16 protein-coding genes are annotated in these 16,647 nt (G+C 36.5%); all 16 read right to left on the bottom strand.

Features of this window, described 5'->3' with window-relative positions:
- Positions 1-7: 7 nt before the first annotated feature.
- A complete protein-coding gene (galU, locus tag FTU82_RS05115; protein ID WP_180101097.1) occupies positions 8-883 on the bottom strand; it encodes a UTP--glucose-1-phosphate uridylyltransferase GalU in 876 nt (291 codons plus the stop codon).
- Between the two features lie 12 nt (positions 884-895).
- Positions 896-2,770, bottom strand: coding sequence for a nucleoside-diphosphate sugar epimerase/dehydratase (locus FTU82_RS05110; RefSeq protein ID WP_180101096.1), 1,875 nt, complete (start codon positions 2,768-2,770; stop codon positions 896-898).
- Positions 2,771-2,888: 118 nt separating this feature from the next.
- Positions 2,889-4,064, bottom strand: coding sequence for a DegT/DnrJ/EryC1/StrS aminotransferase family protein (locus tag FTU82_RS05105; protein WP_180101095.1), 1,176 nt, complete (start codon positions 4,062-4,064; stop codon positions 2,889-2,891).
- Positions 4,065-4,117: 53 nt separating this feature from the next.
- Positions 4,118-4,813, bottom strand: a complete 696-nt coding sequence (locus tag FTU82_RS05100) for an NAD(P)-dependent oxidoreductase (protein ID WP_180101094.1) — start codon at positions 4,811-4,813, stop codon at positions 4,118-4,120.
- On the bottom strand, positions 4,810-5,823 hold the full coding sequence (locus FTU82_RS05095; protein WP_180101093.1) for an ATP-grasp domain-containing protein: 1,014 nt from the start codon (positions 5,821-5,823) through the stop codon (positions 4,810-4,812). Before FTU82_RS05095 ends, FTU82_RS05100 begins: the two co-directional genes overlap by 4 nt.
- A 9-nt stretch (positions 5,824-5,832) precedes the next feature.
- Positions 5,833-6,609 (bottom strand): metallophosphoesterase, encoded by a 777-nt coding sequence (locus FTU82_RS05090; protein WP_180101092.1) that lies wholly within the window; start codon positions 6,607-6,609, stop codon positions 5,833-5,835.
- The gene (locus FTU82_RS05085) at positions 6,606-7,199 is read right to left on the bottom strand and encodes a sugar transferase (protein WP_180101091.1); all 594 of its coding nucleotides are present in this window, start codon (positions 7,197-7,199) and stop codon (positions 6,606-6,608) included. The genes FTU82_RS05090 and FTU82_RS05085 overlap by 4 nt, the downstream gene beginning before the upstream one ends.
- Positions 7,200-8,342, bottom strand: a complete 1,143-nt coding sequence (locus tag FTU82_RS05080) for a glycosyltransferase family 4 protein (RefSeq protein WP_180101090.1) — start codon at positions 8,340-8,342, stop codon at positions 7,200-7,202. It lies immediately after the preceding gene.
- Positions 8,339-9,487, bottom strand: coding sequence for a hypothetical protein (locus FTU82_RS05075; RefSeq protein WP_257221910.1), 1,149 nt, complete (start codon positions 9,485-9,487; stop codon positions 8,339-8,341). The genes FTU82_RS05080 and FTU82_RS05075 overlap by 4 nt, the downstream gene beginning before the upstream one ends.
- 11 nt (positions 9,488-9,498) lie before the next feature.
- Positions 9,499-10,620: a glycosyltransferase gene (locus FTU82_RS05070; RefSeq protein ID WP_180101089.1), complete on the bottom strand. Its 1,122-nt coding sequence runs from the start codon at positions 10,618-10,620 to the stop codon at positions 9,499-9,501.
- A gap of 34 nt (positions 10,621-10,654) precedes the next feature.
- On the bottom strand, positions 10,655-11,686 hold the full coding sequence (locus FTU82_RS05065) for an NAD-dependent epimerase (RefSeq protein WP_180101088.1): 1,032 nt from the start codon (positions 11,684-11,686) through the stop codon (positions 10,655-10,657).
- A complete protein-coding gene (locus FTU82_RS05060; RefSeq protein WP_180101087.1) occupies positions 11,683-12,852 on the bottom strand; it encodes a nucleotide sugar dehydrogenase in 1,170 nt (389 codons plus the stop codon). The genes FTU82_RS05065 and FTU82_RS05060 overlap by 4 nt, the downstream gene beginning before the upstream one ends.
- Positions 12,853-12,918: 66 nt before the next feature.
- On the bottom strand, positions 12,919-13,257 hold the full coding sequence (locus tag FTU82_RS05055; RefSeq protein WP_180101086.1) for an asparagine synthase-related protein: 339 nt from the start codon (positions 13,255-13,257) through the stop codon (positions 12,919-12,921).
- A gap of 199 nt (positions 13,258-13,456) precedes the next feature.
- The gene (locus FTU82_RS05050) at positions 13,457-14,719 is read right to left on the bottom strand and encodes a glycosyltransferase (protein ID WP_180101085.1); all 1,263 of its coding nucleotides are present in this window, start codon (positions 14,717-14,719) and stop codon (positions 13,457-13,459) included.
- Positions 14,716-16,227: an oligosaccharide flippase family protein gene (locus FTU82_RS05045; RefSeq protein WP_180101084.1), complete on the bottom strand. Its 1,512-nt coding sequence runs from the start codon at positions 16,225-16,227 to the stop codon at positions 14,716-14,718. The genes FTU82_RS05050 and FTU82_RS05045 overlap by 4 nt, the downstream gene beginning before the upstream one ends.
- On the bottom strand, positions 16,227-16,643 hold the full coding sequence (locus FTU82_RS05040) for an N-acetyltransferase (protein WP_180101083.1): 417 nt from the start codon (positions 16,641-16,643) through the stop codon (positions 16,227-16,229). The genes FTU82_RS05045 and FTU82_RS05040 overlap by 1 nt, the downstream gene beginning before the upstream one ends.
- Positions 16,644-16,647: the final 4 nt, after the last annotated feature.

Here is a 16,647-nt window from a genome sequence, read left to right as displayed (position 1 = left end):
TTTTTTATTATAAAGCGAGTTCTTGGATCAACGCTTTAAACTCGCGACCGAGCTTGGGATGATCAACCCCATAATGTAATACAGCTTTAAGATAGCCGAGCTTGTTGCCACAGTCAAAAGTTTGACCTTTCATGCGATAAGCTTCCACTGCTTCAGTCTGCTGTAACATGGCAATCGCATCGGTGAGCTGAATTTCATTGCCTGCCCCGCGTGGTGTCTGTTCCAGAAGCTGCATGATTTTTGCCGGCAGGATATAACGCCCGACCACAGACAGATTTGAAGGTGCAGTACCGACGGCCGGTTTCTCGACAATGCCTTGCATGACGATGCTTTCACCTTCCTCAGGCGATGCTGCAACATCAACAATGCCATATTGGTCCACCAGATGTTCAGGCACCGCTTCAACCATGATTTGTGCTGCTTGAGACGCGTCATAACGCTGAATCATGCGAGACAAATCATTTTCCGGATCCTGATCCTTGACCAGCACATCTGGTAATAATACCGCAAAATCTTCATCGCCAATCACGGCTTTGGCACACAGTACTGCATGACCTAAGCCCAAAGGCTGCGGTTGACGTACACTAATAATACTTACACCGCTAGGCAGAATTTCAGTAATTTCTTTGAGTAAATCGGTTTTGTTTTTTTGCTCAAGCGTGGTTTCAAGTTCAAAATTACGATCGAAGTAATTTTCAATCGATGCTTTTGAAGAATGAGTCACCAAAATAATTTGTTCAATCCCGGCGGCTACCGCTTCACGGACCACATATTCAATCGCCGGACGGTCGACCACAGTGACCATTTCTTTGGGAATCGATTTGCTGGCAGGTAAAAAACGCGTACCAAGGCCGGCCACAGGAAGAATTGCTTTCTTAATCATATCTATAAAAACCTAGTTCACTTTAATTTCGTTACCGCGTACATAACCGTCCACATAATGTTCCAGTTGTGCCAGTGCCCATTCAATATCGGCCTGAGTCGCGGTAAGTTCATGCATACGGTTAAATACTGCCAGAATTTCTGCCAATGGATAATGTTTTTCGACAGATCGTAGAATACGCGTATGTGCAGTAATTTCTGTATTTTCTTCGTCAATCAGCAGTTCTTCATAGAGTTTTTCGCCTGGACGTAGCCCAGTATATTGAATTTCAATATCACCATTCGGGTTTTTATTATCTGTGACTTTGAGTCCGCTCAGCGCAATCATTTGTCGTGCCAGATCCTGAATCCGTACCGGCTCGCCCATATCCAGCAGGAACACATCGCCCCCTGTACCCAAGGCACCGGCCTGAATCACCAGCTGCGAGGCTTCCGGAATGGTCATAAAGAACCGGGTCACTTCCGGGTCAGTTACAGTAATCGGACCGCCTTTGGCAATCTGCTGTTTAAACAGCGGCACGACCGAGCCCGAAGAACCGAGCACATTACCAAAGCGCACAATACTGATCTGAGTCTGATCCTGAGCCTCTGCCATGGCCTGACAGTACAGCTCTGCCATACGTTTGGTCGCCCCCATCACGTTGGTTGGACGTACCGCCTTATCGGTTGAAATTAATACAAAGGTTTCGACGCCTTTTTTCACCGCAGCATTCACACTAAAGGCAGTTCCGACGGCATTGTTTTTCAGACCTGCCAGAGGATTACACTCCACTAGTGGGACATGCTTATAGGCGGCAGCATGGTAAACAGTCTGTACGCCATATTGTTCAATCACCCGCTCCAGCTTGGATTCATCCAGTACAGAGCCCAGAATCGGAATAATTTCACAGCTAGCGCTAAGGCGTAACTCTTTTTCAATACTATACAGTGCGAATTCAGTCAGTTCATAAATAACCAGTTTGGCCGGCTGGTTTTTAATGATCTGGCGGCAGAGTTCTGAACCAATCGAACCACCCGCGCCTGTAACCATCACCACTTTATCTTTAATGTTTCTGGCCAGCAGCTCCGGCACCGGCGGCACCGGATCACGCCCCAGCAAGTCGATAATATCCACTTCCTGAATATCAGAAATTCGAATTTCACCATCCACCAGTTTGGTCAGCCCTGGAATCTCGGTAATTTTTAAATGTGCCGGTTCTAAAAACTTGATGATTTCACTTTTACGGACCCGCCCTACCGAAGGCAAGGCAATCAGGATTTCATCAATTTTTTGCTTGCGCATGAGTTTTAAGGCAGTCTGGGCATCATAAACCTTGAGTCGACCCAACTGCTGTCCGGTCAGGGAGCGCTTGTCATCAATAAACATAACGGGTAAATGCTCATTGGAACGATATAGTGCAGCAGCGACCTGTTGGCCTGCATTACCCGCGCCATAAATCGCAATACGTTTTTTAGGCACTCCGGCCTGCAAGTAGGAACGGATAATAAAACGGATGATGCCCCGGCTAAACCAGATCCAGGCAAACATCATAAAGCCGAACATCAGAGGAATAGAGGTCGGAATAAATGCCGGGGTAAAATAAGCCAGGGCATAAAGACCAGCGACAGTCAATGCCGTCGCCAGCCCCATTTTAATCATAAACACTTCATTATACGTACGGACAATAAAGCGATAGACCCCACAGATAAACAGTGATGCAACTGCAATCACGCTGACCCAGAGCGTACCAAAGGCCAGATTCGGCACCACTTCTGCCCCTAAATCGAATCGGCGAATGGCATAACATAGCCAGATCAAGACAGGAAAAGCACAAAAATCTAGAATAATTAAAAATGCAAGTTTGGCGGCTCGTGGTGATTCTACGAAAGGCGTAATGATCGATTTCACTGGATGCGTTGTCTCAATTCTAATAAATTTTTAATAAGTCACAATGCGATGAGTAACTTAAAAACATATTCTATATAAGTTAAATGCACCGAACACGGTGCACTTATATTCTTAAAGTTTAAGCAACTATTCTATTAATAACTTGTTGAATTGCGGTGACTGTTTTGTGAATACTTTCATCACTTAATGTAGGATGAACTAAAAACATCAGACTGGTTTCACCCAATTGCTGCGCATTTTGCAAACGCTGTGCTGGACGCCAGGGCGTATCATCAAAAGCATGCTCGAGATAAACTTCTGAACAGGAGCCACTGAAACAAGGCACATTCTGCGCACCGATTTCCTGCATAATCCGGTCACGTGACCAGCCTTCAGGCAAAGCATCGATATTGACCTGCACATAACATTTATAGGCAGCATGCACATAATCATCGGATGGACGATGGATGCTAAAATATGGACTGTCTGCAAATGCCGCATAAATCTTTTCCATATTGGCAAGGCGTTTTGCAGTCCATTCCGGCATTTTTTTCAGCTGGAGACGTCCGATCACACCCTGCATTTCCATCATGCGCCAGTTGGTGCCAAAGGAGTCATGCAGCCAGCGGAAACCCGGTGGATGCTGCTTGTTATAAATACTGTCAAAGTTCTTGCCATGATCTTTATAGGACCACATTTTTTTCCACAGCTCTTCATCATTGGTGGTGACCATACCGCCTTCACCACCTGTGGTCATGATTTTGTCCTGACAGAAGGACCAGGCTGCGATATGACCAATTGAGCCGGCCGATTTACCTTTATATTTCGCGCCATGCGCCTGTGCACAGTCTTCGATCACATACAGGCCTTTATCGGAAGCCAGCTGCATGATCGGGTCCATGTCGCACATCCAGCCTGCCAGATGCACACAGATAATCGCTTTGGTATTTGGGGTCAGTACCGCTTCAATAGTTTGAGCAGAAATATTCTGTGAATCCAGTTCAACATCGGCGAAAATCGGATTTGCCCCAGCAGTCACAATCGAGCTAGCCGAAGCTAAAAAGGTGCGTGAAGTGACAATCACGTCATCACCCGTGCCAATGTTCAAGGCTTTGAGTGCAACATCTAAAGCGACAGTACCGTTGGTAAGTGCTACGGCATATTGGGTTTGCGCAAATTGGGCAAATTCTTTTTCAAACTCGCGGCACTCTTGTCCTGTCCAGTAGTTGACTTTATTGGACAGTAAGACTTGCGAGACGGCATCGGCTTCTTCTTGGGTAAAGCTAGGCCAGGGTGAAAATTGGGTGTTTAGCATCTAATAATCCTCAAAATTTTTCCTAATATTAATGACATTTCGAATATCAAACGTTAATCTTCTTTAGCTAGACTATTTATTAGAGAAGGCATCACATAGTAAATACCATTGTTAAATAAAGCCCTATCAATATATTTACCTTTAATAATAAGATTTGGCTCTACTATTTTGATAACTTCATCATAGAGATTTTTTTTGGTATAGTAGTTTGATATAGGTATGTAACTAGACGTATTCGAGACTAGATTCTTTGTTAGTTCTGCTACTTCATTAAAGCTCATATAATTGTAAATTAATTCATCAACGACAGGTTTTTCTCCTTTCATAGCTTTGCTAACAATTGAATTAATAATGTTTATGTCATCTAAGGTTGGCAGAGGTAAAATGTGTAAATTTTCAAAAATATTAGAATTTATTAATAATAGACTATTAGCCAACATTTTTGATTTTTGATAAAAATCCGCTTTGTATATTTCACTAAAGGTTGAAAAATGTATAAACTGCTTGTCTTTCGAATACTCTAATAATTTTTGTAAATAAATTACATTCCCTGATAGGTAATCATCATTGCTAGCCTTACTGCTAGGAATAACACCTGCACAGTTAACTATACATTTGATAGAAGACCAATCAATGTCAGATAAAGACATAGAATGGCTATAGGGAATGTATCTTATATTATATTTTTCAAAGCAATTGATAATCGCTCTTCCAAGGTTTCCATTAGAGCCAGTAACTAATACAGTCATAATAAACTCGACACATTTTTTGCTATAATTTTGCCATTTAAGTTATTTCTCAAATCATTAATATTTTGTTTGCTAACTAATACTTCAGTCCAATGGCGTAAAATAATTTTTTCATAATCTATTTCAGATGAGTATTGTAAATTTAATGCTGATTTCAGACAGAACTCAACTGGATTAAATCCTAAATATGAACAAAATGGTGTCGTCCCTGAAAATCGGCTATTTATTTCAAAGAGGTAAGGCTCACCTACGCTATTAGTTCTCAGTTGAAAGTTACAAGATCCTTGGATTCCAATTTTCAAGGCAATATCTCTAACATAGTTTTCAATTTTTTCAGATTTAAAAGGGAAAGCTTTAAATGTATCACCAGCTCTTAAATCTCTTTGTAAGCATAATACCTCAGATTGATTATCACCAAATATAGCAATTGTGCATGTGTATTCTGGACCATCTATATACTCTTGAATAATTGGATCTTTTAATGAATTAATAGCACTTAGTGCTTCTTGAATATTTTTTACTAAATGTACCCCAATTGAACGATATCCAATTTTTGGCTTAATAATTAAAGGAAATTCTAAACTTTCTAAATCAATTTGATGCGGTAGAAATGTTTTAGGAAAATTAAAACCATTTTCTTCAAGAAATTTAATTGTTTTATATTTATCGTCTGCTATTTCAATAACGTTAAATGGTGAAACAAAGGTCGTTACGCCTAAAGAGTTTTTCAATGATTCATAATTATTCGCACACTGTATTAGTTCAACATCAGTTCCAGGAAAGTAAAAACTAATATTTTCATTTATACATATTTCTTTAATTCTATCAAAATAATTTGGATGGTTAGCCGCAGGAACAATATAACTATAATCACCTCCATAAAGACCTGCAGCTAACTCGCTCATATCTGCTGTAATTATTGAAATTTTTAAATCATTAATCAGCTTAAGTGACTTGATTATTCCTTGGCCTACACCACCACCAGCTCCAGTTACTAAAACATTTATCATAATATTGCCTTATCTATAAAAATTAAGTAGTTTATTTTTGGTTTGTAACGAAAGGTTTGACCCTAGTATAGATTTACAGTGCAAAATAACATCATAGATTAGCGGAATGTTCTCCAAACAAATAGAATTAGATTCAATAGTGCAAATTAAATATGATGAACACGAACCTCTTGGTTGACCTAAACTACCATTAGTAACTAAGAATTTTTCATCTTGATTAATATAGATAGGCTTATTGAATGAACTATCACAAATATTTGAAACACTTTGATTTTTGGAATAAATGCAGTGTTTAGCTCTATGAGTATGCCCCAAAATAGCACCTTTCAGATTATTAAGTTTTAATACTTCATAATTTACGGAAAAATCACCTTCAGTATTTAAGTAGGACCAGTTTCCGTATCCTAGTAAGTTTGCATGGGTAAAGATGATATCTCCATAGAGGTAGCTTTCTTTCCAATTAAACTCATTTTCAAATATAGAAGATAAATTATTGCCTGTTTGATAAATAGATTCTAACAGAAATTCTGGAAACTTTTTGTATTCGAAATTTTTATTATTTTGAAAATCAAAATATATTTGCTCATGATTACCCTTTATAAACTCACAATCATAGTTTTTTTCTAAGTCCTTCAATAGAGTAATTGTTTCAGCAACATTGACTCCATAGGTTAAAGCATCACCTAAGAATATTATCTTATCAAAAGATAAAAATGATATAGATTTAGTAAATGCAGATAATGCTACACTATTCGAATGGATATCATTAATAATAATAAATTTCATGCGTCACCTTTGAATCTAGAATTCTCCTCAGAGTCCAAGTGTTCTACACTATCCTTAGTAATAACTTTGCTTATTGTTGAAAGTAATATTCTAATATCCAACAATAAAGAGTGATTATTAACATACCACACATCCATTTCAAACCTTTCTTTCCAAGATAGGGAATTACGTCCGTTAACCTGCGCATAACCTGTCACCCCTGGACGCACGTTATGACGTTTAGCTTGTTCGGCATTGTATAAAGGTAAATACTCCATAAGTAAAGGTCTAGGACCAACCAAACTCATATCTCCTTTGAGCACATTCCAAAGTTCTGGCATTTCATCCAGACTACTGGAACGCAGCATTTTACCAAATGGCGTTAAACGCTCACTATCTGGTAATGGATTGCCCTGTTCATCCAGTGCGTCTTTCATGGTGCGAAATTTAATCATTTCAAAAGGTTTACCATGCAAACCTGGACGAACCTGACGGAACAAAACTGGTGAACCTAAGTTCTTTTTCACTTTATAAGCAACAAATGCATAAAGTGGTGAAAGCAGGATCAGGGCGATGGAGGCAATGATAATATCGAGTAAGCGTTTTAACATTTAGATTAAACCCATTTCTTGCATCATATGTGCGTTTACCTGATGTACATCGTATTTATGAAGTGCGATTTCCCGGGAGCGACGCCCCATTTGAGTAATGAGCTCTGGCTGAAGAATCAGTTTCTCCATTGCTTTTACTAAACTTTCTACAGATTTTACTTCAACCAGAAAGCCATTATCGCCATCGGTAACAGTTTCACGACAACCAGGTGCATCTGTAGTAATAATTGCCCGACCCATTGCCATAGCTTCTAAAACTGTACGGGGGGTGCCTTCACGATACGACGGCAAGACATAAACCGAGCTTTCTGCAATTGCAGGGCGAACATCGGATAGTTTCCCCCAGTAGTTTAATGTGTTACTGGCCATCCATTGATCCAATTCTTGCTGGCGAATGGCCGAAGGATTGTCATCAATCCAGCCCACCAGATTAAATTCTACATGCGGATATTTATGTTTGATGATTTTTGCTGCTTCGGCATATTCACGGACACCTTTATCTCCCAGTAAACGTGCAATCAGCAAGAAGGATATTTTAATTTTTTGATCAGCAGTTACAGGCAAAGGCAATACATTGAAGTCGGCAACATTAACCCCAGAACCGTTCACTACCACTGTAGGCGTTTGAACGGTTAAAAGCTTTAAATCCTGAAAAAGTTTTAAGTCATCCGGATTTTGGAAAAATGCCTTATGACTATGTGAAAGGGCTTGTTGATATAAACCATGTACTATTTTTTGAAAAAAACTGCGCTTACTGCCGTATTCTACATTTTGAAAGGCATAGCCTAAACCAGTAATAAGTGCAAAACGATATGGTACTTTGGCTAACCACGCGGCTAATGTGCCATAAATCACAGGTTTAATGGTATAAGACAGTACATAGTCTGGTTTTATTTTTTTTATAAGACCATACGTTGTCCTAAGAGTTTTCAGGTCTGCAATCGGGTTTGTACCTGTACGTTGCATAGGTACTTCATGTACATAATAGCCCGAAGCTTCAAGTTTTTGCTGTTCAGTTTTAAATAATGCCAAGTCAGGGGCAATAATATGTATTTCTAAACCTTGTCGCTGAATAGCTTCCAGTAGTTTTCCGCGAAAGTTAAGCACTGAGGGGAGGAAGCTGGAAATGATTAAAAATTTCATTTTTTAACTCCCGCCATATATTGAGATTGCTTATATTGATAAAAAGTATATACCAGTAAATAAATTAAAATTGGCATAAACATCCATTTTTGTCGTGTTGCAATGCCTAAATTTGCTGTTGTAATTGCTAACATACTACAAGTTAAGAATACATATATTAATAACCAAGCATGTTTACCCTCCACAAATGCATAGAGTTTAAATTTATTTTTAAATAAGACGTATAAAAATAGTATTAATAATATTGTATTCTCTATACTGGTAAATAAGGCCAAAGCACTATGGGCATCGAAAGGTAAAGGTCTAAATATATAAGTAAACATTTGCATAGGGTAACTCATAGACTGTAGATCTATAGAAGAGCCACCACCTTGATTGTAGCCTTGGCGCTGATCAACATAACCACTAACCGCATTAACAGAAGCTTCTTCTAAACCTACATATTGCTGAACAAAACTAGAAGAAAATATAAGAACAGAAAAAATAATTGGCAATGTTATTAACTTTACTAATAAATGGACCCTAGAACGAATAATAAAATAAATTACAAATGAGACTATCATCATCAGCGCAATATGAGGGCGCACCATAAACATTGTAAAAAAAGATAATGGTAGGAAAATACATAGCTTTTTATTAGTTGTGATTGTGTATAAAAACAAACAGACAGCAAAAAATGAAATAGAATCTTTACCTAACCCTGAACTCCAAAAACTCATAGAAGGTAAAAATAATATAAAAAACCAATAAAAAGATAGTTTTTCAAAATATCTCTTTAATAAAAGATAAAAAATAATGAGCCCTATCACACCCAAAATATTAAATATTAGCGTAGCATTTAAATAATTAAAACCCAAATTAATAGAAAAAATTTCTGTTAAATATATTACAAATTTAGTACCAGGATAAAATTCACCATCACTTAATAAAGATCTCAAAAAATAACCTTTTGCATCAGCTGGGTTACCGAGCGTATAATAAAAATATAGTAAAGAGAAAAAAGTATGCCAAAGAAAAATCAGACTAACAATTATTATATCTTTTTTATATCTACACCCAACTAGGAGTGAAATAAAAAATGTTAATAAAATTATCAATAAAGATATTAAGTTTTGATAGACACTAAAATCAACCAGACTACTCATTCAAAACCTACTTAACCAATATGCCATACTGTATTATATTTACTTATCATTAGCTTTAAATCAAAATTATTTTTAGCATAAAAAGATGATCTTTCTTTTAAATTTTCCCACTCTTCCTTATTTTCACTCAATTGAAGCATTCTTATTATAGCTTCCGCTAACATTCCGCTATCACTTGGAGGCACCACCTCTCCAAACTGACCTACTATAAATTTAGAGTCACCCACATCTGTCACTACACAAGGAACGCCACATACCATTGCTTCAGCAACCACATTAGGAAAACCCTCACCATATGCTGAACTTAATACATGGATGTCTATTGCATTTAAAATATTCGGAATATCTGATCTTTGATCTAATAAATATGTATTCTCACTTAAATTATATTTTCTAATATATGAAACAAGAGCATCATTTTTTATATTTAAACCACGGCCAACCAAAATTAATTTAAATTTATAGTCTTTTTGCTTTACTTTACTTAAAGATTCTAATAAATTCTTGTGATCTTTTTGTGGATCATACCTTCCTATCATACCAATTACAGGAGTATTGTCTAAGTCCCATTCATCCTTTACAGTCACCCCTAATTCTCTATTGAATAAAAATTTATCTAAATCATATCCATTACCTATGATTATTATTTTTTCTTTAGTATAACCTATATCTGTATGATATTTAACTGCACTTTCAGCACAGCAAATAATTTTTTCTGGTATAAATGGACTTAACTTTCCACATAAACTTGCTATTAATATTGTCATTTTTTTTGTATTTTTTTCATCGAAGTTACTATGTCTGATATTCCAAATAACTCTCTTAACTCCAGCTAAGCGTGCAACTATCCCACCGATTAAGTCTGCGTGATACATCCAAGTTTGCACCAAATCAGGCTTAATTGATTTTAGTTTCTTATAAAGTAGAATAATAGATGATAGTGAAAATTTTCCTCCATCCATTTCTAAGCATATTACTTGAATACCATTTTTAATTAAAAGAGGTCCATATTTTCCTGCATCCATCATAGAGATAACAATATGCTCATTTTTCTTATCATTCGTTACTAAACGATAAAGTACACCTTCCGCTCCTCCATTATTTAACCCAGTTATTATATGAACTATTTTCACAACCACCTCAGACTTTTAAATTACTCAAACTATCTTAAAATGTATTAGATTTGTAGAATTCTTGATACCAATCTACAAATTGCTTCACGCCATCTTCAACAGAAATTGTAGGCTTATAACCTACACTTTGTTCTAAAGCAGAACTATCGGCAAAAGTATCAGGCACATCACCTGGTTGCAGTGGTAGCAGCTCCAAAATCGCGTCTTTACCAACAGCTTTTTCTATGGAACGGATATATTCAATCAGTTTTACTGGCGAGTTATTACCAATATTAAAGATCCTAAATGGTACATTGCTAGTAGAGGGATCCGGGTTATTGCTATCCCAATCTTTATTCGGTGCAGCAATCTGATCGCTAGAACGAATCACACCTTCAGCAATATCGCCAACAAAGGTAAAGTCACGGGTATGGTTACCATGGTTAAAGACCGGAATGGATTTACCTTCAATAATATTTTTGGTGAACTTGAACAGCGCCATATCCGGACGACCCCAAGGACCATATACAGTAAAGAAGCGCAGGCCTGTGGTGGGTAATTTAAATAAGTGACTATAGCTATGTGCCATCAATTCATTGGCGCGTTTAGTCGCTGCATAAAACTGAATTGGGTGATCGACACCATGCTTTTCACTAAAAGGCATAGTAGTATTAGCGCCATATACACTACTCGTGCTAGCATAAGTCAGGTGTGGTGTCTTGGCATATCGGCAGGCTTCAATAATATTGGTAAAACCAACAATATTACTTTCCACATAGCTCATCGGATTTTCAAGCGAATAACGTACACCGGCCTGCGCAGCTAGATGGATTACGCGATCAAATTGATGTTCTTGAAAACACCGATCTACAGCAACTTTATCTGCAAGATTGGCATGAATAAAGTGAAATTGCCCTGTATGCTGTTCAGCAGTTTTAAGCAACAGATCTACACGAGCCTGTTTTAGAGCCGGATCATAATAATCATTCATGTTGTCAAAACCGACCACATCATCACCACGTTCTAAAAGCTTTTTGGAAACATGGAATCCAATAAAACCTGCTGCACCTGTTACCAGAATTTTCATTCATCGCCTCCAAAAATATCACGGGTATACACTTTATCTTCAACGTCACTCAGATCTTTGGATTGACGATTAGTGATAATCACATCTGCCCGCTGTTTAAAGGCTTTTAAATCACTAATCACTTCAGATTTAAAGAACTCGGTTTCTTTTAATGCCGGTTCATAAACAATGACTTCAACTCCCTTGGCTTTAAGGCGTTTCATTACCCCCTGAATGGCAGAGGCACGGAAATTATCTGAGCCACTTTTCATAACCAGTCGATAAATACCGACCACCGACGGATTCCTTGCCAAAATAGAATCGGCAATAAAGTCTTTACGAGTGCGGTTAGAATCCACAATAGCTTGAATCAGATTGCTAGGTACCTGACTGTAGTTCGCCAATAACTGTTTGGTATCTTTTGGCAGGCAATAACCGCCGTAACCAAAGGAAGGGTTGTTATAGTGATTGCCAATTCGTTGGTCCAGACAGACACCTTCAATAATTTGCTGAGTATCTAAACCGAACGTTTGTGCATAGGTATCCAGTTCATTGAAGAAAGCTACGCGCATAGCCAGATAGGTATTGGCAAATAACTTGATTGCTTCTGCTTCGGTTGAGTCAGTGAACAGAACAGGACTGTCTTTTTTGATTGCACCTTCAATCAGCATATCTACGAATTGTTGAGCACGCGCTGACTTCTCTCCAACAATAATACGTGATGGATAAAGGTTGTCATGTAAAGCTTTACCTTCACGCAAGAATTCTGGAGAGAACATAATATTGTCTGTATGAAATTTCTCTTTAACCGTTTTGGTGAAGCCTACCGGAACCGTAGATTTAATAATCATGACCGCTTGAGGGTTAATCTCGGTCACATCACCAATGACGCTTTCGACGCTTTGGGTGTTAAAATAATTGGTTTTGGTATCATAATCCGTCGGTGTCGCAATAATGACAAAATCAGCATTCTGATAAGCTTCATATTTGTCAGTTGTTGCACGGAAATTTAGCTGTTTCTTCTTTAAAAAGTTTGAAATATCTGTATCTTGAATTGGTGAAATTTTGTTATTTAACATTTCGACTTTAGATTCAATAATATCCAGGGCAACCACATCATGATGTTGTGAGAAGATCATTGCATTGGATAAACCAACGTAGCCAGTACCTGCAACTGCTATTTTCATCAAATTTTACTCAAAAATATTTTTTACTATCACGACTATTAATAAATTAATTTTTAATTAGTCAATTTATATATTTTCAACTATCCAAGCCTGAAACATCAAAATACTCCATAAGCGTGTGGCATGATCTCGTTTACCTGATAAATGTTCATACCATATTTTTCTAATTGGTTTGACATAAAAATAACCTTCTGTTTGTAACCGTTGTTCATTTAATAAATCTTCAGCCCAGTCTCTTAAAGGCCCACGTAACCACTGTGCAAGTGGAATAGAAAATCCTCTTTTAGGTCGCTCTATCATCTCACGTGGCACATATTTATATAACACATCTCTCAGAATACTTTTCCCAACACCACTTTTTATCTTTAAATCCAAGGGTAATTGCCAAGCAAACTCAACAACCATAAGGGTTCATTAGTCAAAGTACCAATAATACTTTGAAAAAGATTAACACTCAAAATATCCCATGAACTTGAAGCATAGATAGAATAATTCTCCCTATCTTTAAAAACATCAATTTTAAGATGAGATAGAAATGCATATGTAATACAAAGAAGAAAAAACACTATTTTATATCTTAAATTTTCAGTATATTTCCATAGTTTTACATTTTCAAATCAAAAATATCATTTAAAAGTTTTTTAGGTTGCATAAATTTTTCTACAAAGTCCTTAGATTGATTAGATATTAACTCTCTAAAACTATCATCTCTTAACTTGCACAGCCATTGATATACTTCTTCATCATTCTTTGCGGAACAAATAGGTGTTTCATCAGGCCAAAAGTCAACTCTTTTTGGACGTTCATCATTTGCTATTAATGGTTTCCCCAACCAAAGTGCATACCCACCAATGGCACCAACCCAATGTTTTCCAACTTGATCAAAACAAATATCAGACTGTTGATATAACTCTAATAACTCATAAAACTTCATTTCTTTATGCCATACTACAACACTGCTTAAGCCTAACTCTTTGCAAAGCTGTTTAGCTGCTTCAACATCCTCACCTTTTTCTACAAAGTGTATCTCGATCTCAGGATAATGTTTATAAAATTTTGCTAAGCCTTTTATAATTATATCATTTCCTTTTGAATACTCTTCATTTCCATTAGGAAATGTTTGATACAAAAATCTGACGCCAGAAAATATAACTAACTTTCCATTTCTTTTTTTGAAATCTCTATTCTGACCTTCTAAAGGCTCAAATGATATATCATACCGTTCAAAAACACTTACATTCTGCTCTTGCAACTTTTGAATAACTCTATCGCCATTAGAGTTAAAGCCTTTTGGAAAATATATAACAGCACAAGCACATAAAAGAGAATTAAATTGCTTTTTCACAATATAAGAAATTAAATGACTAGATAAGAAACTTGGAAAATACTTAAAGAAGGATTTTTTAGAAAAAGTTTTTTTTAATATGTCAATACTTTCTACATCAGCCCAAGTATCCAGATCAGAACCATGACTCAAAGCTATTACTTGACTTCCTTTTGAAACAAAAAAAGGACTAAGTGAAATAAAAAAACCATTTAATACAAATAACTGTGGTTTTTTTTGAGATTTTTTTTCTGTTTTTTTTAAAAAAAAACTTCCCCACATCTGCACAAAAAATGGTAATAGAATTTGAGTTTTTAAATTTACTTCAATAATCCATTCAGGGTATGGATATATAATATTAGGAAAATGATTTTCGGGACGACTTAATGTATCATTCTGAGGTCTGTCTACAAAATAGATAACTTCATAGCCCATTTTTTTTAACTCCCATGCATACATCATGGGCATAGCATTCATTCCCCCCAAAAAAACAATAGGGCCATCATCAATATTAAGTTTAACCTTACTATTAGTTTTAATCATTTATTAGTTCCATACCTAAATTTTTGAATAAATTTTTTTCTTCCCAACTTTGATGAGAATCCTGCTATAATTAAACTAATCATACTAATAAATAAAAGATAAGATAAAATCACCCATCTATTTTCTGTATCATAAGAAAATTGACTTATAAATAAAAGGAAAAATATCACAGGAAAATATATTGATAAACAATCTTTAAAGAGCCATTTTGTATGTAGTTCTGGAGCAAGGTTATGATGTACATAAGCCACCCAAACTATAAAGTAAAACAGATTCATGCCAAACCATGCATAGCCTGCTCCAACACCACCAAAGTGCGTTGCCGCCCAAATAATAGATGGTATCAACAGCACCACCATAATGACATTACCAATTAGGTGAAAACGTAAATTACCCAATGCATATTGTAAATAATATGGAAATGCACCAACAGCCAATAAGGCATTTCCAAGCGCATATAAACGTAAAATAGGAGCAACTGCCTCCGCCAAGAGCAAATCACCTGTCCAAGCAAAAAGTAATTGTTTTGGATAAAAAGCAATAACTAATGATGCTGTTCCAGCCAATACACTAACAATTTGTGTACCATTACGATAGACCTGCAACATCTCCTCTCGCTTTGCCTGGGCATGTAAATTCGCCATACGTGGCATAATCGCACTGCTTACAGGCCCACTAATGATCATAATAGCACTAGCCACCAACACAGCTAAGGTAAAATAACCATATTCTGCTAAAGGTAAGATTCCAGAGAGGATTAACTTATCCGTTTGTGTTACAAATACCCATACAGATGAAGTGAAGGCAATAGTTAATGCAAACTTTAAAATTGGGGTAATAGGCTTAATGGACCAGCCTATAGCTTGGATTAGGTCATTTTTTTTAGGCAGCAATGAAATAGCTTTCCAATAAAGCCCAATAATTTCAATCAAGACCACAATAAGTTGATGCAGAAAAAATACTAATGGTGTGTAACCAAAAATATTCATCGTTGCAAAAACAGCAATAAACCGAAATGTAGCAATAATGGCATTAAAACTACTCAGCCAAACAAGTTGCTCAGCCCCCGTAATAACGCCACGGTATAATCCACCTAACCAACGCAATGCCACACTAATTGCCATGATTTGTACAGCAATCAGTACTTCTCCAAGATCAAGCGCTGTTATCTGCAACCAATGTGATGCAATTTGCTCAGCAAAAACAAATAATACACCACCACCCAGCACAGCAACAAAGACAAAAATTACACTTAACGCTCGAAATAGCTGTCTATATGCAAGGGCAGACATAGAACCACCAAAATATCGAGCCGTTTCACGCCCTATAGTCGGAGTTAAACCCAAATCCAAAACAGCAAACCATGCTTGTAGCATAGTAAAAAAGCCAACTAAACCGTAGGCTTCTGCCCCCATATATTTAATATATAAAGGCAAAATTAAAATACCTACACCAGTTACATAAAGTTGACTGGCATAGTTAGCAATAATATTTTTTTTTAGAGACATTAAAAAAGTTCTTTAAACATAAAAATACTATTAGAATTTATATTCTTTATTTTAAATCCTAAATTTTCATAAAGCTTAATTGCATTAGTATTATTAGTCCTAACCTCAAGATTACAAAATTTAAATCCTCGACTCTTTAAGTTTTCTAAAACTGCAGTTAAAAGTGAACCTGCTATTTTCCTCCCGCGCATATCACTTCTTATCATCACCATAGTAATAAAAGCATTCTCTTGAGTTTCATCATTTGCATAAAATGCAATAAATCCAACACATACCCCTTCAATAATATGAGGGATCAACTCTGCTTTATTTTTTATTTTATTAACATAGTTATCTACATTATCAACATCAATAAAATCTCTGCCACTAAGGGAATACTCTGTTTTAATCATGTGCTCAATTTGATCAAAAATCATACAA

The sequence above is a fragment of the Acinetobacter sp. YH12151 genome, from assembly GCF_013418355.1.
In the GTDB taxonomy this organism is placed as follows: Bacteria; Pseudomonadota; Gammaproteobacteria; order Pseudomonadales; family Moraxellaceae; genus Acinetobacter; species Acinetobacter pseudolwoffii.
This window is presented reverse-complemented; position numbering and strand designations above follow the sequence as displayed.